General features: G+C 65.5%; 14 protein-coding genes and 3 pseudogenes. 6 read left to right on the forward strand and 11 right to left on the reverse strand.

What is annotated here, in order from left to right:
• Positions 1-37 precede the first annotated feature (37 nt).
• The 3 genes from ACETMP_RS22675 (at position 38) to ACETMP_RS22685 (ending at position 2,460) form a co-directional block, all read left to right on the forward strand.
• Entirely contained in the window at positions 38-1,246 is a 1,209-nt protein-coding gene (locus tag ACETMP_RS22675) for a divergent polysaccharide deacetylase family protein (RefSeq protein WP_375157941.1), read from the forward strand.
• Between the two features lie 79 nt (positions 1,247-1,325).
• Entirely contained in the window at positions 1,326-1,832 is a 507-nt protein-coding gene (locus ACETMP_RS22680) for an RNA pyrophosphohydrolase (RefSeq protein ID WP_375157942.1), read from the forward strand.
• A 127-nt stretch (positions 1,833-1,959) separates the two neighbouring features.
• Complete coding sequence (locus ACETMP_RS22685) at positions 1,960-2,460, forward strand: RNA pyrophosphohydrolase (RefSeq protein ID WP_375157943.1); 501 nt, start codon at positions 1,960-1,962, stop codon at positions 2,458-2,460.
• A 196-nt stretch (positions 2,461-2,656) separates the two neighbouring features.
• Here the strand turns inward: ACETMP_RS22685 and ACETMP_RS22690 are convergent.
• The 5 genes and pseudogenes from ACETMP_RS22690 to ACETMP_RS22710 form a co-directional block, all read right to left on the reverse strand.
• A pseudogene (locus ACETMP_RS22690) lies at positions 2,657-3,063 on the reverse strand (F0F1 ATP synthase subunit epsilon).
• Positions 3,064-3,150: 87 nt separating this feature from the next.
• Positions 3,151-4,585, reverse strand: a pseudogene (atpD, locus tag ACETMP_RS22695) (F0F1 ATP synthase subunit beta).
• An 82-nt stretch (positions 4,586-4,667) separates the two neighbouring features.
• On the reverse strand, positions 4,668-5,540 hold the full coding sequence (locus ACETMP_RS22700; protein ID WP_375157944.1) for a F0F1 ATP synthase subunit gamma: 873 nt from the start codon (positions 5,538-5,540) through the stop codon (positions 4,668-4,670).
• 178 nt (positions 5,541-5,718) lie between these two features.
• Positions 5,719-7,248 (reverse strand): F0F1 ATP synthase subunit alpha, encoded by a 1,530-nt coding sequence (atpA, locus tag ACETMP_RS22705; RefSeq protein WP_375157945.1) that lies wholly within the window; start codon positions 7,246-7,248, stop codon positions 5,719-5,721.
• Positions 7,248-7,808, reverse strand: a complete 561-nt coding sequence (locus tag ACETMP_RS22710) for a F0F1 ATP synthase subunit delta (protein WP_375157946.1) — start codon at positions 7,806-7,808, stop codon at positions 7,248-7,250. The genes atpA and ACETMP_RS22710 overlap by 1 nt, the downstream gene beginning before the upstream one ends.
• Positions 7,809-8,482: 674 nt before the next feature.
• On the opposite strand from ACETMP_RS22710, the gene ACETMP_RS22715 reads away from it, so the two are divergent.
• Complete coding sequence (locus ACETMP_RS22715) at positions 8,483-8,980, forward strand: septal ring lytic transglycosylase RlpA family protein (protein WP_375157947.1); 498 nt, start codon at positions 8,483-8,485, stop codon at positions 8,978-8,980.
• A 161-nt stretch (positions 8,981-9,141) separates the two neighbouring features.
• Here the strand turns inward: ACETMP_RS22715 and ACETMP_RS22720 are convergent, their stop codons facing one another.
• Positions 9,142-11,352 carry a primosomal protein N' gene (locus ACETMP_RS22720; protein WP_375157948.1) on the reverse strand — a complete coding sequence of 737 codons (2,211 nt, stop codon included), beginning with the start codon at positions 11,350-11,352 and terminating at the stop codon, positions 9,142-9,144.
• A 124-nt stretch (positions 11,353-11,476) separates the two neighbouring features.
• Here ACETMP_RS22720 and ACETMP_RS22725 point away from each other — a divergent pair.
• Positions 11,477-12,443 (forward strand): annotated as a pseudogene (locus tag ACETMP_RS22725) (tyrosine recombinase XerC).
• A 283-nt stretch (positions 12,444-12,726) separates the two neighbouring features.
• Positions 12,727-13,314, forward strand: coding sequence for a DUF4337 domain-containing protein (locus ACETMP_RS22730; RefSeq protein WP_375157949.1), 588 nt, complete (start codon positions 12,727-12,729; stop codon positions 13,312-13,314).
• 176 nt (positions 13,315-13,490) lie between these two features.
• Here ACETMP_RS22730 and ACETMP_RS22735 read toward each other — a convergent pair whose 3' ends face one another.
• The 5 genes from ACETMP_RS22735 to ACETMP_RS22755 all read right to left on the reverse strand — a co-directional run bounded on the left by ACETMP_RS22735 (position 13,491) and on the right by ACETMP_RS22755 (position 20,715).
• Positions 13,491-14,021: a hypothetical protein gene (locus ACETMP_RS22735; protein ID WP_375157950.1), complete on the reverse strand. Its 531-nt coding sequence runs from the start codon at positions 14,019-14,021 to the stop codon at positions 13,491-13,493.
• A gap of 32 nt (positions 14,022-14,053) precedes the next feature.
• The gene (gene lpdA, locus ACETMP_RS22740; protein WP_375157951.1) at positions 14,054-15,454 is read right to left on the reverse strand and encodes a dihydrolipoyl dehydrogenase; all 1,401 of its coding nucleotides are present in this window, start codon (positions 15,452-15,454) and stop codon (positions 14,054-14,056) included.
• Positions 15,455-15,511: 57 nt separating this feature from the next.
• Positions 15,512-16,273, reverse strand: a complete 762-nt coding sequence (locus ACETMP_RS22745; RefSeq protein WP_375157952.1) for an SDR family oxidoreductase — start codon at positions 16,271-16,273, stop codon at positions 15,512-15,514.
• 52 nt (positions 16,274-16,325) lie between these two features.
• Positions 16,326-17,567 carry a 2-oxoglutarate dehydrogenase complex dihydrolipoyllysine-residue succinyltransferase gene (gene odhB / locus ACETMP_RS22750; RefSeq protein WP_375157953.1) on the reverse strand — a complete coding sequence of 414 codons (1,242 nt, stop codon included), beginning with the start codon at positions 17,565-17,567 and terminating at the stop codon, positions 16,326-16,328.
• Positions 17,568-17,745: 178 nt separating this feature from the next.
• On the reverse strand, positions 17,746-20,715 hold the full coding sequence (locus ACETMP_RS22755; RefSeq protein WP_375157954.1) for a 2-oxoglutarate dehydrogenase E1 component: 2,970 nt from the start codon (positions 20,713-20,715) through the stop codon (positions 17,746-17,748).
• Between the last annotated feature and the right edge of the window lie 28 nt (positions 20,716-20,743).

Here is a 20,743-nt window from a genome sequence, read left to right on the forward strand (position 1 = left end):
GCGTGGTATCGTCATTCGCAGTGATTCGGGATCGCGCATGACTGAAACGGCCGATGATCTGAGCGCTCCGCTCGGACAGGACAAGCCGCGCCGGAAACGCCGGCTGCGGCTGCCGTTCACGGCCACGCAGCTGCTCGCCGTGCTGCTCGGCCTGTTCCTTGTCACCTTTGCCGGCTTCGCCCTCTTCAACAAGGATCCGCTCGGCGGCGAGCCGATGACCCGGATCGCGATCAAGCCGGCGGACAAGGCGGCGGATGACAAGCCCGCCGCCGCTCAGGACAGCAGGCACGAGACCAAGGAAGCGCCGAAGCAGGCCTCTCCCGGCGAGCAGAAGACCGTCACGATGATCGACGGCTCCACCGGCGCCCGCCACGACGTGGTCATCGGTGCCGGCGATGGCGCCGACAAGGGCGATGCCGCAGCGTCGGCCCCGCCGCCCGTGATGGCCGGGATCAATCCGAAACTGCTGGAGAAATCGCGCTACGGCATGATCCCGGTGGTGGCCGACGGGCTGAAGCCGTTCAACGTCTATGCCGCGGATGCCGATCGCGCCAAGGCCGCCAAGATGCCTGTCGTCGCCATCGTGATCGGCGGGCTCGGCGTCGGCGCTGCCAAGACCACGGACGCCATCATGAAGCTGCCGGGGGCGGTGACGCTGGCCTTCACGCCCTACGGCGCCGATCCCGGCAAGCTCGCCGAGCGGGCCCGTGCGCAGCGCCACGAGATCTTCCTCCAGATCCCGATGGAGCCCTACGATTTTCCCGACAACGACCCGGGACCGCAGACGCTGCTGACCTCGCTCAGCGCAGACCAGAACATGGACCGCCTGTACTGGCATCTGAGCCGGATGCAGGGCTATGCCGGCATCGCCAATTTCATGGGCGCCCGCTTCATCGCGACCGAGCCGGCGATGCAGCCGATCGTCCGCGAGGCGGCCAAGCGCGGCCTCGGCTTCTTCGACGACGGCTCCTCGCCCCGCAGCATCGCAGCCCAGACGGCAGCGAGCCAGGCCATGCCGTTCGGCAAGGGCGACATCGCGATCGACGTGGTGCCGACGGCGACCGAGATCGACCGTGCCCTGAACAAGCTCGAATCGACGGCACGCGAGCGCGGCATCGCGGTCGGCACGGCCTCCGCCCTGCCCGTCTCGATCGACCGCATCGCCGCCTGGACCAAGACATTGGCCGACCGGGGCATCCTCCTGGTGCCATTGACAACAGCGATGCTGAAATCAAAATCCAGCTAAATCAACGGATTGGTACGGCGCTTGTCCTGACGGGGGGACCGGTTCAGCCGTACCGGCAGCATGTGAGAGGTCTGGCGGAATGGCGCGTTACGAGGATCTGCCCTACCGGACCTGCGTCGGTGTGATGCTGCTCAACAAGGAAGGACGCGTGTTCATCGGCCGCCGCGCCGGCGGCATCGAGCATGTCGACGACACCCATGTCTGGCAGATGCCGCAAGGCGGCGTCGATCCCGGCGAGGACACCTGGGAGGCCGCCAAGCGCGAGCTGTACGAGGAGACCAGCGTGCGCTCGGTCGAGCGGCTCGGCGAGGTCCCGGACTGGCTCACTTACGACATTCCGCGCACGGTCGCCGGACGCGCCTGGAAGGGCCGCTACCGCGGCCAGCGCCAGAAATGGTACGCGGTGCGCTTCACCGGCAAGGACAGCGAGATCAACGTCGAGAAGCCCGGCGGCGGCGGCCACAAGGCCGAGTTCGTCAGCTGGCGCTGGGAACCGATGAAGAACCTGACCGGACTGATCATTCCGTTCAAGCGTCCGGTCTATGAGCGCGTGGTGCAGGAATTTTCCGCGCTGGCGGACGAATAAATGATTTGCCGTCGTCCCGGGGCGATGCGACAGCATCGAACTATGGTGCGCAGTGCGCACCTGAGAACCTCGAGATTCCGGGCTCGCGCTGCGCGCGCCCCGGAATGACGACAAGAGATATCTGCAAGTGACCAATGAAAAACCCTACCGGCCCAACGTGGGCATCGCGCTGTTCAATGCCGATGGCCGCGTGCTGGTCGGCCACCGCTTCAAGGGCGACGGGCCCGAGATCATCCTGCCTGGCCTCGACTGGCAGATGCCGCAGGGCGGCGTAGACGAGGGCGAGAACTTGCGCGACGCGGCGATGCGCGAGCTCTGGGAGGAGACCAGCGTCGTCAGCGCGGACTATCTCGGCGAGACCGACTGGTACACTTACGAATTCCCGCCCTACGACGGCCCGCAGACGCATCGCCTGGCGAAATTCCGCGGCCAGCGTCAAAAGTGGTTCGCGCTGCGCTTCACCGGCAAGGATGACGAGATCGATCCGCTGACGCCGCGCAACGGCCAGCCCGCCGAATTCGACGCCTGGCGCTGGGAGCGGCTCGACCGCGTCGCCGACATCGTGGTGCCGTTCCGGCGCGAGGTCTATCGCGCGGTGGCCGGGCAGTTTGCGCCCTTCGCAAACTGAAAACTGCGAAAACAACCCCATGCACAGTAGAACGGGGTTTGAAATCGTTGGAGAATTTCGGCCGACCGTTTGCGGTTGCGCGTGTGGGCGACCGCCATCGTCAAGCAACAAAGTTTCAGCGCCCGCCACGGTCGGTGACGAGCGCTGAGCCTGTTCAGAAATTTCAGACTTGAGCCCCGGAGCGGTGCCCCGGGGCTTAGTGCATAGCCGTCGCGTTGAGCTGATGCTGAATGCTCTTGAAGTGGTCGAGCCGCTCGATGGCGTGATCGAGCTCGCCGCCTTCGTGCTCCTTCAGGCTCTCTTCCATCTCCGCAATCGTCTCGGCGAACTGGGCACGATCGAGCTCGGCCAGCGACGTCGCGACGTCGGCGAGCACGGTCAGGCCCCTTTCGAGACCTCGGCGATGCCGCCGAGCACGATGATCTTCTCGTGCTTGCCGCCGGTGGTGATCGTGAGAATGCCGGGGCGGATCGCCGCCACGACCGGCGCATGCCCTGCCAGCACGCCGAAGTCACCCTCGACGCCGGGGATGTCGACCTGGTCGACCTCGCCCGAGAAGGCGAGCTTTTCCGGAGAGACGAGATCGAAGTGGAAGGTGGCCATAAGAAACCTGCGAATGGTGAGTGGCGAATGGCGAGTGGTTGAAGCAGGGAGCAGCTATTCGCCACTCCCTATTCGCTATTCGCCAGCTTAGGCGGCTTCCGCCGCCAGCTTCTTGCCCTTCTCGACGGCTTCTTCGATGGTGCCGACCATGTAGAAGGCGGCTTCCGGCAGGTGGTCGTACTTGCCTTCCACGAGGCCCTTGAAGCCCTTGATGGTGTCGGCGAGGTCGACGAACTTGCCAGGCGAGCCCGTGAAGATTTCGGCGACGTGGAACGGCTGCGACATGAAGCGCTCGACCTTGCGGGCGCGGGCCACGGTCAGCTTGTCCTCTTCCGACAGCTCGTCCATGCCGAGAATGGCGATGATGTCCTGGAGCGCCTTGTAGCGCTGCAGCACCTGCTGGACCTGACGGGCGACCGCGTAATGCTCCTCGCCGACGACCAGCGGGGAGAGCATGCGCGAGGTCGAGTCGAGCGGGTCCACCGCCGGGTAGATGCCCTTTTCGGCGATCGAGCGCGACAGCGTCGTGGTCGCGTCAAGATGCGCGAACGAGGTCGCCGGCGCCGGGTCGGTCAAGTCGTCGGCCGGAACGTAGATGGCCTGCACCGAGGTGATCGAGCCCTTCTGCGTGGTGGTGATGCGCTCCTGCAGCGCGCCCATGTCGGTGGCCAGCGTCGGCTGATAACCCACCGCCGAAGGGATACGACCGAGCAGCGCCGACACTTCCGAGCCGGCCTGCGTGAAGCGGAAGATGTTGTCGACGAAGAACAGCACGTCCTGGCCCTTGTCGCGGAAGTCTTCCGCGATGGTGAGACCCGTGAGCGCGACGCGGGCGCGGGCGCCGGGCGGCTCGTTCATCTGGCCGAACACCAGCGCGCACTTCGACTTCACGCTCGGATCGGGGTTCTTCGGATCGGCGTTGACCTTGGATTCGATGAACTCGTGATAGAGGTCGTTGCCCTCGCGGGTCCGCTCGCCGACGCCGGCGAACACGGAGTAGCCGCCGTGCGCCTTGGCGACGTTGTTGATCAGCTCCTGAATCAGCACGGTCTTGCCGACGCCGGCGCCGCCGAACAGGCCGATCTTGCCGCCCTTGGCGTAGGGAGCCAGGGAGATCGACGACCTTGATGCCGGTGACGAGAATTTCAGCCTCGGTCGACTGGTCGGTGTAGGTCGGCGCTTCCTGATGGATGGCGCGCAGGCCTTCGGTCTTGACCGGACCGGCTTCGTCGATCGGCTCGCCGATGACGTTGATGATGCGGCCGAGCGTGCCTTCACCGACGGGAACGCGGATCGGGGCGCCGGTGTCGGTCACTTCCTGGCCGCGGACCAGACCCTCGGTGGTGTCCATCGCGATGGTGCGGACGGTGGACTCGCCGAGATGCTGGGCGACTTCGAGCACCAGGCGGTTGCCGCCGTTCTTGGTCTCGAGCGAATTGAGAATGGCCGGGAGGTGGCCTTCGAACTGCACGTCGACGACGGCGCCGATGACCTGGGTGACGCGACCGACCTGGGCTGCCATTGAATGTCTCCTTCGATCCGAACTTCTAAACCGCGGTCAGCGTGACCGGGATGTTGCGTGTAATGGGTGCTGAGCGTCCTGGTCAGACGGCCTCGGCACCCGAGATGATTTCGATCAGTTCCTTGGTGATCTGCGCCTGACGCGTGCGGTTGTAGACCAGCGTCTGCTTGCGGATCATCTCACCGGCGTTGCGCGTCGCGTTGTCCATCGCGCTCATCTGCGCGCCGTAGAACGAGGCGTTGTTCTCGAGCAGCGCGCGGAAGATCTGGACCGCGAGATTGCGCGGCAGCAGGCGGGTGAGGATCTCGTCCTCTTCCGGCTCGTATTCATAGGACGTCGTGTTGGCGGCACCGCCCTCCTCCACCACCAGCGGAATGATCTGCTGGGCGGTCGGGATCTGCGCGATCACCGAGCGGAAGCGGGAATAGAACAGCGTGCAGACGTCGAATTCACCGTTGTCGAAACGCGCCAGCACCTTCCTGGCGATCTCCTCGGCATTGACGAAGCCGAGCTGGCGGACGCTGCGCAGGTCCATGTGCTCGACGATCTGCTTGTCGAACTGGCGGCGCAGCTGCTCGTAACCCTTGCGTCCGACGCAGAAGAACTTCACGTCCTTGCCCTGCGCCATCAGCGCCAAGGCGCGCTCGCGGGCGAGACGCACGATCGAGGAGTTGAAGGCGCCGGACAGGCCGCGCTCGCCGGTGCAGACCAGCAGCAGGTGGACCTGGTCCTTGCCGGTGCCGGCCAGCAGCACCGGTGCGCCGGGCGAGCCCGCCGCGGCGCTGGCGATGTTGGAGATCACCGCGCTCATCTTGTCGGCATAGGGACGCGCCGCTTCCGCGGCGGTCTGCGCGCGGCGCAGCTTGGAGGCTGCGACCATCTGCATGGCCTTGGTGATCTTCTGCGTCGCCTTGGTGGAGGCGATGCGGACGCGCATGTCTTTAAGTGACGCCATTCTTCGTTCACCCCGGCGGTTCGATCCTTGCGATCAAGCCGCTAGCCTATCCCACTCGTCATGCCCGGGCGTGTCCCGGGCATCCACGTGCCGTCTGCCACGCCGAGAGACGTGGATGGCCGGGACTTCAGTTGCGAAGACGCGCTTCGCGCTTTAGCCCGGCCCTGACGGTTGTTTCTTACGCGAAGCTCTTCGCAAAACCTTCGACCACCGACTTCAGCTTCGCAGCAATGTCGTCGGAGAGGTCGCGGCTGTCGCGGATCGCGTTGAGGATGTCGACGTGCTTGCCGCGCAGCAGAGAGAGCAGGCCGTCCTCGAACGCGCGCACCTTGTTGAGCGGCAGCGGATCGAGATAGCCGTTGGTGCCGGCCCAGATCACGCAGACCTGCTCTTCCATCTTCAGCGGCGAGAACTGCGGCTGCTTCAACAGCTCGGTGAGGCGCGAGCCGCGGTTGAGCAGGCGCTGGGTCGAGGCGTCGAGGTCGGAGCCGAACTGCGCGAACGCCGCCATTTCGCGGTATTGCGCGAGCTCGCCCTTGATCTTGCCGGCAACCTTCTTGGTGGCCTTGGTCTGCGCCGAGGAGCCGACGCGCGACACCGACAGACCGACGTTCACCGCGGGACGGATGCCCTGGAAGAACAGGTCGGTTTCCAGGAAGATCTGGCCGTCGGTGATCGAGATGACGTTGGTCGGGATGTAGGCCGACACGTCGTTGGCCTGGGTCTCGATGACCGGCAGCGCGGTCAGCGAGCCCGAGCCCTGGTCCTTGTTCAGCTTCGCCGCGCGCTCGAGCAGGCGGGAGTGCAGATAGAACACGTCGCCGGGATAGGCTTCGCGGCCCGGCGGGCGGCGCAGCAGCAGCGACATCTGGCGATAGGCGACGGCCTGCTTCGAAAGGTCGTCATAGATGATCACGGCGTGCATGCCGTTGTCGCGGAAGTACTCGCCCATGGTGCAGCCGGTGAAGGGCGCAATGTACTGCATCGGCGCCGGATCCGAGGCGGTGGCGGCGACGATGATCGAGTATTCGAGCGCGCCCTGCTCTTCCAGCACCTTGACGAACTGGGCAACCGTCGAGCGCTTCTGGCCGACCGCGACGTAGACGCAGTACAGCTTGATGTTCTCGTCCGGCTGCGCGTTGAGCGGCTTCTGGTTCAGGATGGTGTCGAGCGCGATCGCGGTCTTGCCGGTCTGGCGGTCACCGATGATCAGCTCGCGCTGGCCGCGGCCGATCGGGATCAGGGCGTCGATCGCCTTGAGGCCGGTCGCCATCGGCTCGCTCACCGACTTGCGCGGAATGATGCCGGGCGCCTTGACGTCGACACGCATGCGCTTGTCGGCCTGGATCGGGCCCTTGCCGTCGATCGGGTTGCCGAGCGCGTCGACGACGCGGCCGAGCAGGCCCTTGCCGACCGGCGCGTCCACGATGGCGCGGGTGCGCTTGACGGTCTGGCCTTCCTTGATCTCGCGGTCGGCACCGAAAATGACGACGCCGACGTTGTCGGTTTCGAGGTTCAGCGCCATGCCGCGGGTGCCGTTCTCGAACTCGACCATTTCACCGGCCTGGACGTTGTCCAGACCGTAGACGCGGGCGATACCGTCGCCGACGGACAGCACCTGTCCGACTTCGGAGACTTCAGCTTCCTGGCCGAAATTCTTGATCTGGTCCTTGAGGATCGCGGAAATTTCCGCGGCGCGGATGTCCATCAGCCTGCCTCTTTCATCGCGTGCTTGATCGAATTGAGTTTGGTGCGAAGCGAACCATCGACCATGCGGCTGCCCAGCTTGACGACGAGGCCACCGATGATCGCGGGATCGACTTTCACGTTCAGCGCGACGTCCTTGCCGGTCACCGACTTCAGGGCAACCTTGAGGGCGTCGAGATTCTTGTCCGAGAGCGCTTCCGCCACCGTGACGTCGGCCGTCGTCTCGCCCTTGAACTTGGCGACGAGGGCGCGGTAGCCGCGAATGACGTCCGAAACCACGAACAGGCGGCGGTTGGCGGTCAGCACTTTGAGGAAATTGGCGGAGATGCCGGCGATACCGGCCTTGGCCAACACGGCCGACAGGGCCCTGGACTGGGCGTCGGCGGCGAAGACCGGGCTGCGGACGAGGCGCTTCAGATCGGCGCTCTCGTTCAGCAGGGCCTCGAATTTCTCGAGATCGGCTTTGACCTCGTCGACCACTTTCTGATCGCGGGCCAGGTCGAACAAGGCCGTTGCATAACGGCCGGACACACCGGAAACGGAGGTATCTTCTGCAGCCACAGACGCGCTCTTTTTGCTGTCAAACTCGCAAGGGAAAAACCGTCGCCACGAAGCGGCGCCTAGCGATCCAAGCCCTTGGAATTCAAGCGGGACTTCGATTTTCGACCAGCACGGGACGTGCCGGGCTCGTTAAAATCGCGGCTTTGCTAACATAGCAGGCGCGCAGGTGCAACATGACGCCAAATTAAAGGCACGAGGTTCTGTCGCCAGTTCGTCGCACGCTGCGACATCTTTGGTCCGGTTCGGCGATCGGAGCAGGACTCGATCAAGGACTTGGATGGCGATCTTCCCGGTCGCGGAATTGGCGGGTTCGCCGCGCTGCCCGGATTGGTTCCTGCCCCCAGTGCATAGCGGCCATGAACACGGATCGCTGAGCCGTGATTCCAGCGCCGACAGCATCACTCGCCGAATACTTACCCAATTCTAAACGCCGGAAGGGATAACTTCGCTTTACAGTATTCGCAAGTAATCCATAGGTTAATAAATCGTTAAAGGCGAAGATTAGGAAACATGAGCTGAATATCCTGTTTGAGTAACAAGATGTTTCATGACGACACAGAACGGATTTACTGCCCAATTCACGCCGCATTGGGAATCGAAACGCCAGACCGCTCACAAATTGATGGGGGCTCCACTTGCCACATATGTGGCAATACTAGCTTAGGGACCAATAAATGCTGTCTTTGAAGACGCTGGGCTTTGTGACCCGGCCGCGTACGGCGATCGCTTTCGTTGCCGCAACTCTCCTGATCGGTGGAACTGCCACCGAAGCTTCCGCCAAATCCCGCCACCACAAGCATCATCACCGCCACCACGCCCAGGCCGACACCAATGCGAGCTCCGATTGGCGCAACGCCAATGCGTCGATGAATCCGACCTCGGGCAGCGGCCATAGCTTCTCCGGCATGGCCTCCTATTACGGCAACGAGTCCGGCAGCCGCACCGCGTCGGGCCAGCGCTTCAACCAGAACGCCCTGACCGCGGCGCACCGCTCGCTGCCGTTCGGCACCAAGCTGCGCGTCACCCACCGCGGCTCGAGCGTCATCGTCACCATCAACGACCGCGGCCCCTTCATTCGCGGCCGGGTTCTCGACCTCTCCACAGGTGCCGCCCGCGCCATCGGCCTCACCGGCGCCGGCGTCGGCCGCGTCACCGCGGAAGTCGTCTCCTAAGGCGCCAGCCGCGCCTCACATCGACGCGCAGTTTCCATCAATTTGATGCGCGTCTGAAACAAGCCCGCGGTCTTGGGGGACCGCGGGCTTTTTTGTCGTCATTCCGGGGCGCGCGCAGCGCGAGCCCGGAATGACGACCAAGCATTTGGTGACAGTGGCGCTTACAAAAAACTCTGCGGGTCGACGTCGACTTCGAGCTTCTGATTGCCTGATGGCTTCGGGCAGACCGCGAGCCAGTTGCGCAAGTAATCCGACAGGTCGAAATTGCGCGCCGATTTCACCAGGATGCGGAAGCGGTAGCGGCCCTTGATCACGGCGAGCGGCGCTTCCGCCGGGCCGAGCACAACGACGCGCTCGTCGCGCGGCGCCAGCGCGACGAGACGGCGGCCGAGACCTTCGGCGCTCGGGCGGTCGCCGGCGGAGATGATCAGGCTGGCGAGCCGGCCGAACGGCGGATAGAGCGTCTTCTCGCGCAGCTCGATCTCGCTGTCGTAGAAGGCCTCGCGGTCGCAGGCGATCAGCGCCTTCATCACGGGATGGTCGGGCTGGTGGGTCTGGAGATAGCCGATGCCGCGGCCCTGCTCGCGGCCGGCACGGCCGATCACCTGGTTGAGCAATTGCCAGGTGCGTTCCGCCGCGCGCGGATCGCCGTTGGATAGGCCCAGATCCGCATCGACCACGCCGACCAGATTGAGCCGCGGAAAATTGTGGCCCTTGGCCACCAGCTGCGTGCCGATGATGATGTCGACGCGGCCCTCCGCGATCTCGGCGAGCTCGCTTCGCATCGTCTCGATCGAAGTGACGAGATCGCTCGACAGCACCATGGTGCGCGCCTGCGGAAACAGCGCGGCCGCCTCTTCCTGCAGGCGCTCGACGCCGGGCCCGACCGCGACCAGGGATTCCTCAGCCGAGCAGTTCGGACAGATATGCGGGCGCGGCATCGAGAAGCCACAATGGTGACAGACCAGGCGCTGGCGGAAGCGGTGATCGACCAGCCAGGCATCGCAGATGGTGCAGGCGAAGCGATGGCCGCAGGTCCGGCACAGCGTCAGCGGCGCATAGCCGCGGCGATTGAGGAACAGCAGCGCCTGCTCGCGCCGCTCGATTGCGGTCCTGATCTCGCCGGCCAGCCGCGGCGAGATGAAGCGGCCGCGCGCGGGCGGCTCGCGGCGCATGTCGATGGCCTCGATATGCGGCATATGCTGGCCGCCGAAGCGCGAGGGCAGCGCGATGCGCTGATAGCGGTTCTTGCGGGCATTGACCTCGGACTCGACCGATGGCGTCGCCGACGCCAGCACCACCGGGATTTTGGCGATGTGCCCGCGCACCACTGCCATGTCGCGGGCGTGATAATGCACGCCCTCGTCCTGCTTGTAGGCCTGGTCGTGCTCTTCATCGACCACGATCAGGCCGAGATCGGCGTAGGGCAGGAACAGCGCCGAGCGCGCCCCGACCACGACCGGCGCGGTGCCCGAGGAGATCGCCGCCCAATTGCGCGCGCGCGTGCGCGGGGTGAGCTCGGAATGCCACTCGATCGGGCGCACGCCGAAGCGCTGCGCGAAGCGATCGAGGAATTGTCCGGTGAGCGCGATCTCCGGCATCAGGATCAGCGATTGCCTGCCGCGGCGGATGGTTTCCGCGACGGCCTCGAAATAGACCTCGGTCTTGCCCGAGCCGGTGACGCCGTCGAGCAGCGCGACGTGGAAGGTGCCGTTGGCGGCAAGCGCACGCATCGCATCGACGCCGGCCCGCTGCAGCGGCGAAAAATCCGGCCGGCCGAACTCCGGATCGGGCGCCGGGGGCGCCGCCAGCGGCGGCATCGGCTCGACCGTGAGCGTACCTTCATCGACGAGGCCGTCGATCACGCCTGAGGAGACGCCGGCCTCCCTGGCGGCGTCGGACTTGCCGTGCAGCAGCCGGTCCGACAGCAGCTCGATCACGCGCTGGCGTGCCGGCGTCAACCGCTTCGGCGGCTCGCCCGTCAGGCGCACGCCGGGACGCACCCGCTCAGGACCGAGATTGTCGCCCATCCGCAGGCACATGCGCAGCACCATGCCGCGCGGGCTCAGCGTGTAATTGGCGACCCAGTCGACCACCTGGCGCAGCTCCGGCTTGAGCGGCGGGATGTCGAGCTTTTCGCTGACCTCCTTGAGCCGGTTGTGCAGGCGCGGATCCGGATTGGCGTTCTCGCCCCAGACCACGGCCAGCACTTCGCGCGGCCCGAGCGGCACGCCAACGAGATCGCCCGCCTTCAGCTCCATGCCGCGCGGCACCTTGTAGGAATAGGTCTGGTCGAGCGCGACCGGCACCAGCACGTCGACCATGCCGGTCGCGTTGGTGGGGGCGGCGTTGCTGCGCGACGAATGATCCATCAAGGGGTCTTTGGAGGGAGAATCGGAACCCGGGGGTGTGAAGGCTAGCGTCCGGGGGCGACCTTAGCGAACGATAAACGAGTGTGATGCGATATACTGTGCGGAATCATTCCGTCCAGAGCGCATGAGCAAAGCAGCCGCCCCTAGACTCGAGCTCGCCAGCGCCGATCCCTCGATCGCGCAGGAGATGACGCGCTGGCTGTCGCATCTCGGGGCGGAGCGGCGGCTGTCGCCGAAGACGCTGGAGGCCTATGGCCGCGACTTGCGGCAATGCCTGGATTTTCTCTGTGCCCATTGGGGCGAGCGCGTCACGCTCGAGGCGTTTCGCCGCGCTGGAAGCCACCGACGTGCGCGCCTTCATGGCGATGCGCAGGGCCGACGACATCGCCGGCCGCAGCCTGATGCGTGCGCTGGCGGGCTTGCGCTCGTTCGGCCGCTTCCTCGAGCGCGAAGGCAAGGGCAAGGTCGGCGCACTCTCCGCGATCCGTGCGCCGAAGGTGGCGAAGAGCCTGCCGAAGCCGCTGCCGATGGCCTCCGCAAAGCGCCTTGCCGATGCCGACGAGCGCGCCGGCGAGGACCGCGAGACCTGGATCCTGGTGCGCGATGCCGCGGTGATGGCGCTGCTGTACGGCTCGGGCCTGCGCATCTCCGAAGCGCTCGGCCTGAAGCGCCGCGAGGTGCCGCGTCCCGGCGAAGGCGACGTGCTGGTCGTCACCGGCAAGGGCAACAAGACCCGCATGGTGCCGGTGCTGCAAAACGTGCTCGAGCTGGTGCAGGAGTACGTTTCGATGTGCCCCTATCCGCTGCCGGCGGAGGGGCCGATCTTCGTCGGCGCGCGCGGCGGACCCTTGAGCCCGCGCATCATCCAGCTCGCGATGGAGCGGCTGCGCGGCGCGCTCGGCCTGCCCGACAGCGCCACCCCGCACGCGCTGCGCCATTCCTTCGCCACGCATCTGCTGTCGCGCGGCGGCGACTTGCGCGCCATCCAGGAATTGCTCGGCCATTCCTCGCTCTCGACCACGCAGGTCTATACCGGTATCGATTCCGAGCGCCTGCTCGAAGTGTATGCGAGCGCCCATCCCCGGCGGTGAAACTCTACGGGCTCTCGTGCCCCGGACGCCATAAGCGCGTTTACGCGCGTCTTCGACGCGCTATGGCAGCACTTCTTCAGTGATGCGCTGCTGAGCCGGGGCCCATCCTCGACGCGCCCGGCTGCAGCTTCTGGGTCCGGCTCAGCGTCGCAGCGTTGCACGCTGCGCCGCGTCCGGGACACGAGAGCCGACCACCTGACACAGTCCTGTCACAGCTCGCGTGCCTCTTGCGCCGGCCGCACGGTTGGTTCAATCGTTGCGGAACCGAGGCAGGAGAGACATCATGGGCGCACACGAAAGCATGGAGCACGCCGAGCACGCCGAACACGCGTCCGGCTCGAACAAGAAGATCGCGCTCCTCATCGCGGTGCTGGCATTATTTCTTGCGATCTCGGAGACGCTCGGCAAGGGGGCGCAGACCGAATCGATCAGCAAGAACGTCGAGGCCGCCAATCTCTGGGCGTTCTTCCAGGCCAAGAGCATCCGCCGCACCGTGGTGGTGACGGCGGCCGAGCAGGGCAAGCTCGCGCTCGCCGCCGCCGACGAGGCGCAGAAGCCCGCGGTGCAGAAGCAGGTCGAGGACTGGACCAAGACGGCGCAGCGCTACCGCTCCGAGCCCGAGACCGGCGAAGGCACCGAGCAGCTCGCCGAGAAGGCCAAGCATGCAGAGCACGCGCGCGACGAGGCGACCGCGAAATACCATCACTTCGAGCTGGCCTCGGCCGCCTTCCAGATCGGCATCGTGCTGGCCTCGGCCACCATCATCACCGGCATGCTCGCGCTGGCCTATGTCAGCGGCGTGCTGACCATCGCCGGACTCATCATGACCGCGCTCGGCCTGTGGTGGCCGCATCTGTTGCATTTGCATTGAGGTGTTGAGGCGGCAATTCTAACCACACAGACAGTGTCATGCCCCGCGAAGGCGGGGCATCCAGTACGCCGCGGCTTCTCGGCTCAGTCATTGACGTCTCTGGAATACTGGATTGCCCGCCTTCGCGGGCAATGACAGCGAATATGTAGGGACAATATCGAACAAGCGGCGGACAGCTACCGCGCCTGATGCACGCTCTTCCTGAAACGCTGGATCATGCGCAGGGTCCGTGACGACCATCCCTCGCCGTTGCCGGCGATCAGCTCGCGGATGCGCTGCTTGATCGGGTTGACCAGCTCGGCGGCCTTGGCGCGGATCCTCAGCACCAGATCGTAGATCCGCTCGAACCAGTGCATCTCCAGGAGCTTGTGGCGCGTCACGTCGAACACGAAGGCGGTAACGCCGACGCCGACTAGCTTTGCGAACACGATCATGAAGACCGCGCTGGTCCAATATTCGTGCGCGAGCAGCCAGAGGCCGACCAGCTTGAGCGGAAACAGCGGCACGACCGGGACGGCGAACACGATCAGCGTCATGGCCGGCGACAGCGCATTGACGCGCTCCGTCAGCCAATGCTTGAAGCGCGCCAGCGGGATGGCCGCGACGATCCTGGCGACGATCGGCTCGAGATGGTCCCACAGCCAGGCCTCGATCAAAAAGATGATCGCAAGCAGGACCCAGAGCGGTTGAAGAAGGCGGCGCAGCATGTGTTTCCCGCCCGATTCGGCGCCGGGCGTGGCTACATATGGATGGCCCGCTTGCCGACTGCAAGCGCGGCTTCCTTGACGGCCTCCGAGCGGGTCGGATGCGCGTGGCAGGTGCGCGCGAGATCTTCCGCACTGCCGCCGAACTCCATGAGAACACAGGCCTCGTGGATCATTTCGCCGGCTTCGCGGCCAATGATGTGCACGCCGAGCACGCGATCGGTCTTCGCATCTGCGAGAATCTTCACAAAGCCGTCAGTGGTCTGGTTGACCTTGGAGCGGCCGTTGGCGGTGAACGGAAACTTGCCGACCGTATAGGCCACGCCCGCCTGCTTCAGCTCCTCCTCGGTCTTGCCGACGGAGGACACCTCCGGCGAGGTATATACGACACCCGGGATCACATCGTAATTCACATGACCGGCCTGGCCGGCGATGATCTCGGCCACCGCGACGCCTTCGTCCTCGGCCTTGTGCGCCAGCATCGGGCCTGCGACGACGTCGCCGATGGCATAGACGCCCTTCAGGCTGGTGGCGAAATGCGGATCGATCTGGACGCGACCGCGCGGGTCGAGCGCCACGCCGGCTTCTTTGAGGCCGAGGGCCTCGGTGTAGGGCACGCGGCCGATGCAGACGAGCACGACGTCGGCTTCCAGTGTCTCGGCGGCGCCGCCGGCGGCGGGCTCGACCGTCGCCTTCAGCGTCTTGCCGGAGGTATCGACGCCCGTGACCTTGGCGCCGAGCTTGAACGCAAAGCCCTGCTTTTCCAGGATGCGCTGGAATTGCTTGGCAATCTCGCCGTCCATGCCGGGCAGGATGCGGTCGAGGAATTCGACCACGACGACTTCGGCGCCCAGGCGATGCCAGACCGAGCCGAGCTCGAGGCCGATCACGCCGGCGCCGACGATCAGCAGCTTGCCGGGGACCTTGTCCAGCGACAGCGCGCCGGTGGACGACACGATGCGCTTCTCGTCGATCTCGATGCCCTTGAGCCGCGCGATGTCCGAGCCGGTGGCGATCACGATGTTCTTGGTCTCGACGACCTGGGACTTGCCGTCGGCGGAGACCTCGACCTTGCCGCTCCCCAGGATCTTGCCGCTGCCCTTGAGCACGTCGATCTTGTTCTTCTTCATCAGGAACTCGACGCCCTTGACGTTGCCGTCGATGCCCTGCTGCTTGAAGTTCATCATCGCCGGAAGATCCAGCTTCGGCGCCGACACCGACACGCCCATCTTGGCGAAGGAGTGCGCGGCTTCCTCGAACATCTCTGAGGCGTGCAGCAGCGCCTTGGACGGCATGCAGCCGACATTGAGGCAGGTGCCGCCGAGGGTGGCGTTCTTTTCGACCACGGCGACCTTCATGCCGAGCTGGCTGGCGCGCACCGCGCAGACATAACCGCCAGGTCCGGTGCCGATGACGACGAGATCGTAGGTAGCCATGAGAGAAAGTCCCGTAAGGTTTGCCGTGATGAGGATGTGTCAGCGTCCGCCGGCGCGTCAGCGGCCGCCGGACACATCGAGAATGGCCGAGGTGACGTAAGACGCCTCGTCCGACATCAGCCAGACGATGGCATTGGCGATTTCGTCCGCGGTGCCGACGCGCTTCATCGGCACCATGTGAGCCAGACGATGGGCGCGGTCGGGCTCGCCGCCGGCGGCGTGGATCTCGGTGTCGATCAGGCCGGGACGGATCGCGGCGACGCGGATGCCTTCGCCCGCGACCTCGTAGCCGAGGCCGACGGTGAAGGAATCCACCGCGCCCTTGGAGGCGGCGTAATCGACATAGGTATTGGGGGCGCCGAGCCTGGCAGCGACGGACGAGAGGTTGACGATGACGCCGCCCTCGCCGCCGTGCCTGGTCGACATCCGCTTGATGGCTTCGCGCGCGCAGAGGATGGAGCCCGTGACGTTGACCGCCATCACGCGCTGGATGCGCTCGGCCGACATCTCGTCGACGCGCACGCCGCTCTGGCCGACGATGCCGCCATTGTTGACGAGCGCCCCGAGCGTGCCGAACTCGTCTGCGGCCTTGAACAGGGCGAGGATGTCGCTTTCCTCGGCCACATCGCATTTCACTGCGATGGCCTTGCCATTGGCGGCCTCGATCTGCGTGACCACCTCGTCGGCGGCCTTCTTGTTGCTGGCATAGCCGACCACGACGCGGAAGCCGCGCGCGGCCGCCGCGATCGCGGTCGCCCGCCCGATGCCGCGGCTGCCGCCGGTGATGACAACGACCTTATCCGTCACATCAGCCTCCATGGTTCGACACGCGCCGTCGCGCATGGCGACGGCGCTCGCAGGGCATCAGGAATCAGAGATCGAGCACCAGGCGCGCCGGGTCTTCCAGGCTCTCCTTGACGCGAACCAGGAAGGTGACGGCTTCCTTGCCGTCGATGACGCGGTGATCGTAGGACAGCGCCAGGTACATCATCGGGCGGACCTCGATCTTGCCGCCGACGACCATCGGCCGCTCCTGGATCTTGTGCATGCCGAGGATGCCGGACTGCGGCGCGTTCAGGATCGGGGTCGACATCAGCGAGCCGTAGATGCCGCCATTGGTGATGGTGAAGGTGCCGCCCTGCATCTCGTCGATCTTGAGCTGGCCATCGCGGGCGCGGCGGCCGAAATCGGCGATGCTCTTCTCGATGTCGGAGATCGACTTGTGGTCGCAATCGCGCACCACGGGGACGACGAGACCCTTGTCGGTGCCGACGGCGACGCCGATGTGGTAATAGTTCTTGTAGATCAGGTCGGTGCCGTCGATCTCGGCGTTGACCGCCGGAATGTCCTTCAGCGCCTGCACGACGGCCTTGGTGAAGAAGCCCATGAAGCCGAGCTTGGCGCCGTGCTTCTTCTCGAACGCGTCCTTGTAGTGCGCGCGCAGCGCCATGACGTTGGTCATGTCGACCTCGTTGAAGGTCGTCAGCATGGCCGCGGTGTTCTGCACGTCCTTGAGGCGGCGCGCGATGGTCTGGCGCAGCCGGGTCATCTTGACGCGCTCTTCGCGCGCGGCGTCATCGGCGGGCGACGGCGCGCGGACCTGCACGGCGGCGGCGGGCTGGTTGACGGGGGTCGGCGCCGAGGCGGCGCGCTCGATCGCCGCGAGCATGTCGCCCTTGGTGACGCGGCCGTCCTTGCCGGAGCCCGGAACGGTCGAGGCGTCGATCCCGGTCTCGGCCGACAGCTTACGCACGGACGGGGCGAGCGGCGCATCGGCCGGCGGCGCCTTCGCGGCCGGAGCCGGTGCAGCAGCGGCTGCAGCGGGCGCCGCAGCAGCGGCAGGCTTGGCGGGCGCCGCGGCGGGCTTGGCCGCGCCGACGCCGTCGGTGATCTGGCCGAGCAGCGCGCCGACCGCAACGGTGGCACCATCGGCGGCGATGATCTCGCTCAGCGTGCCGGCGGAGGGCGCGGGCACTTCGATGGTGACCTTGTCAGTCTCGAGCTCAACCAAGGGCTCGTCGACGGCGACGGGATCGCCGGCCTTCTTGAACCAGCGGCCGATGGTGGCCTCGGTGACGGATTCGCCGAGCGTCGGCACACGAATTTCAGTCATGGTCTTTTCCTTAAGGAGATCGCGGTCGCGGACAGGAATTCACAGGTCATGCCCCGCGAAGGCGGGGCATCCAGTACTCCGCGGCGTTCGTTCAGGTCACGAAGGTCACGGCGTACTGGATTGCCCGCCCCTGTGCGCAATTGCGCACCGGGCGGGCAATGACAGAGTCTCAAAAAGTTCAGCTCAGTGCTTCGTCCAGGAACGCCTTCAGCTGCGCCTGATGCTTGGACATCAGACCCGTCGCCGTCGCGGCGGAAGCGGCGCGGCCGACATAACGCGGACGCCGGCTCGCGCCGTTCACCTGGTTCAGCACCCATTCCAGATAGGGCTCGATGAAGTGCCAGGCACCCATGTTGCGGGGCTCTTCCTGGCACCACACCATCTCGGCCTTCTTGAAGCGCGACAGCTCGGCCACCAGCGCCTTCAGCGGCACCGGATAGAGCTGCTCGACGCGCATCAGATAGATGTCGTCGATGCCGCGCTTCTCGCGCTCCTCGTAGAGGTCGTAATAGACCTTGCCGGAGCACAGCACGATGCGGCGGATCTTCTCGTCCGGAACGAGCTTGATCGCCTCGCTCGGCAGCATCTGGGCGTCATCATAGAGGATGCGGTGGAAGGTCGTTCCCTTCGCCAGTTCCTCGAGACGCGACACCGCCCGCTTGTGACGCAGCAGCGACTTCGGCGTCATCATGATCAGCGGCTTGCGGATCTCGCGGTGCAGCTGGCGGCGCAGCGCGTGGAAGTAGTTCGCCGGCGTGGTCGGGTAGACCACCTGCATGTTGTCTTCCGCGCACATCTGCAGGAAACGCTCGAGCCGCGCCGAGGAATGCTCCGGCCCCTGACCCTCATAGCCGTGCGGCAGCAGGCAGACGAGGCCGGACATGCGCAGCCATTTGCGCTCGCCCGAGGAGATGAACTGGTCGAACACGACCTGCGCGCCGTTGGCGAAGTCGCCGAACTGGGCTTCCCACAGCGTCAGCGTGTTCGGCTCGGCGAGTGAATAGCCGTATTCGAAGCCGAGCACGGCCTCTTCCGACAGCAGCGAGTTGATGACCTCGTAATGGCCCTGCTCGCCGCCGAGATGGTTGAACGGCGTGTAGCGGCTCTCGTCCTCCTGGTCGATCAGGACCGAGTGGCGCTGCGAGAAAGTGCCGCGCTCGCAGTCCTGGCCGGACAGGCGGACATGGTGGTTCTCGTTCAGCAGCGTGCAGAACGCCAGCGCCTCGCCGGTGGCCCAGTCGATGCCGTTGCCGCTCTCGATCGCCTTGGAGCGGTTCTCCAGGAAGCGCTGGATGGTGCGGTGGACGCGGAAGCCGTCCGGCACCTTGGTGATCTTGCGGCCGATGTCCTTCAGGATCGGCAGGTCGACCCCGGTGACGCCGCGCCGCGCGTCCTCTTCCTGGTCGGCGATCTTGAAGCCCGCCCATTTGCCGTCGAGCCAGTCGGCCTTGTTCGGCTTGTAGGAGGTGCCGGCCTCGAACTCGGCATCGAGCCGGGCACGCCAGTCGGCCTTCAGCTTGTCAACCTCGCCCTCGGTGACCACGCCTTCGGCGATCAGGCGCTTGGAGTAGAGCGTGAGCGTCGAGGGATGGGCCGCGATGCGCTTGTACATCACCGGCTGGGTGAAGGCCGGCTCGTCGCCCTCATTGTGGCCGTAGCGGCGATAGCACCACATGTCGATGACGACCGGCTTGTGGAACTTCTGCCGGAACTCGGTCGCAACCTTGGCCGCAAACACCACGGCTTCCGGATCGTCGCCGTTGACGTGGAAGATCGGCGCGTCGATCATCTTCGCCACGTCAGACGGATAAGGCGAGGAGCGCGAGTAGCGCGGATAGGTGGTGAAGCCGATCTGGTTGTTGACGATGAAGTGCACGGAGCCGCCGGTGCGGTAGCCCTTCAGGTCGGACAGGCCGAAACATTCGGCGACCACACCCTGGCCGGCGAACGCGGCGTCGCCGTGCATCAGCAGCGGCATCACGGAGATGCGCATATCGGGCGGATCGCCGTGCTGGTCCTGCTTCGCGCGCACCTTGCCGAGCACCACGGGATCGACGATCTCGAGATGCGAGGGGTTGGCGGTCAGCGACAGATGGATACGGTTGCCGTCGAACTCGCGGTCCGAGGAGGCGCCGAGGTGATACTTGACGTCGCCGGAGCCTTCGACCGCGTCGGGGTTGGCCGAGCCGCCCTTGAACTCGTGAAACAGGGCGCGGTGCGCCTTGCCCATCACCTGCGTCAGCACGTTGAGACGGCCGCGATGCGGCATGCCCAGCACGATCTCCTTCACGCCGAGATTGCCGCCGCGCTTGATGATCTGCTCGAGCGCCGGGATCAGCGCCTCGCCGCCGTCGAGGCCGAAGCGCTTGGTGCCGGTGAACTTGGTGTCGCAGAACTTCTCGAAGCCTTCGGCTTCGACCAGCTTCATCAGGATGGCCCTGCGGCCTTCGCGGGTGAACGAGATCTCCTTGTCGGGTCCCTCGATGCGCTCCTGAATCCAGGCCTTCTGCGCGGCGTTGCTGATGTGCATGAACTCGACGCCGAGCGTCTGGCAGTAGGTGCGCTCGCAGATCGCGGTGATCTCGCGCAAGGTGCCGTATTCGAGACCGAGCACGTGATCGAGGAAGATCTTGCGGTCGAAATCGGCTTCGCTGAAGCCGTAGGTGCGCGGATCGAGCTCTTCGCGGTTGCGCTGGGCTTCGATGCCGAGCGGATCGAGCTTGGCATGGAAATGACCGCGCATGCGGTAGGAGCGGATCAGCATCAGGGCGCGGACGGAATCGCGCGTCGCCTGGAGCAGGTCGGCGGAGGAGAGGCTTGCGCCCTTGTCACCGCCCTTGGCCTGCGCCTTGGCGGCGATCTTGGCGCCGACCGCCTTCTCGACTTCGGCCCAATTGCCGTCGAGAGCGGAGGTGAGATCATCCTGCGGCGTCAGCGGCCAGTTGTCGCGCTCCCAGGACGGGCCTTCCGCGTTCTTCCGGACGTCAGCCGGCTGGTCGTTGAGGCTCTTGAAGAACTCCTGCCACTCGGCGTCGACCGAGGACGGGTCCTTCTCGTAGCGGGCGTAGATTTCGTCGATGTAGGTGGCGTTGGTGCCCTGCAAAAATGATGACAAGGCAAAGGCTGCGTTCGCGTCCTGGCGAGACATACTGGAGTTCCTGGCGATTTCGGTTCGC

This window comes from Bradyrhizobium dasycarpum, assembly GCF_042019905.1.
In the GTDB taxonomy this organism is placed as follows: Bacteria; Pseudomonadota; Alphaproteobacteria; order Rhizobiales; family Xanthobacteraceae; genus Bradyrhizobium; species Bradyrhizobium japonicum_B.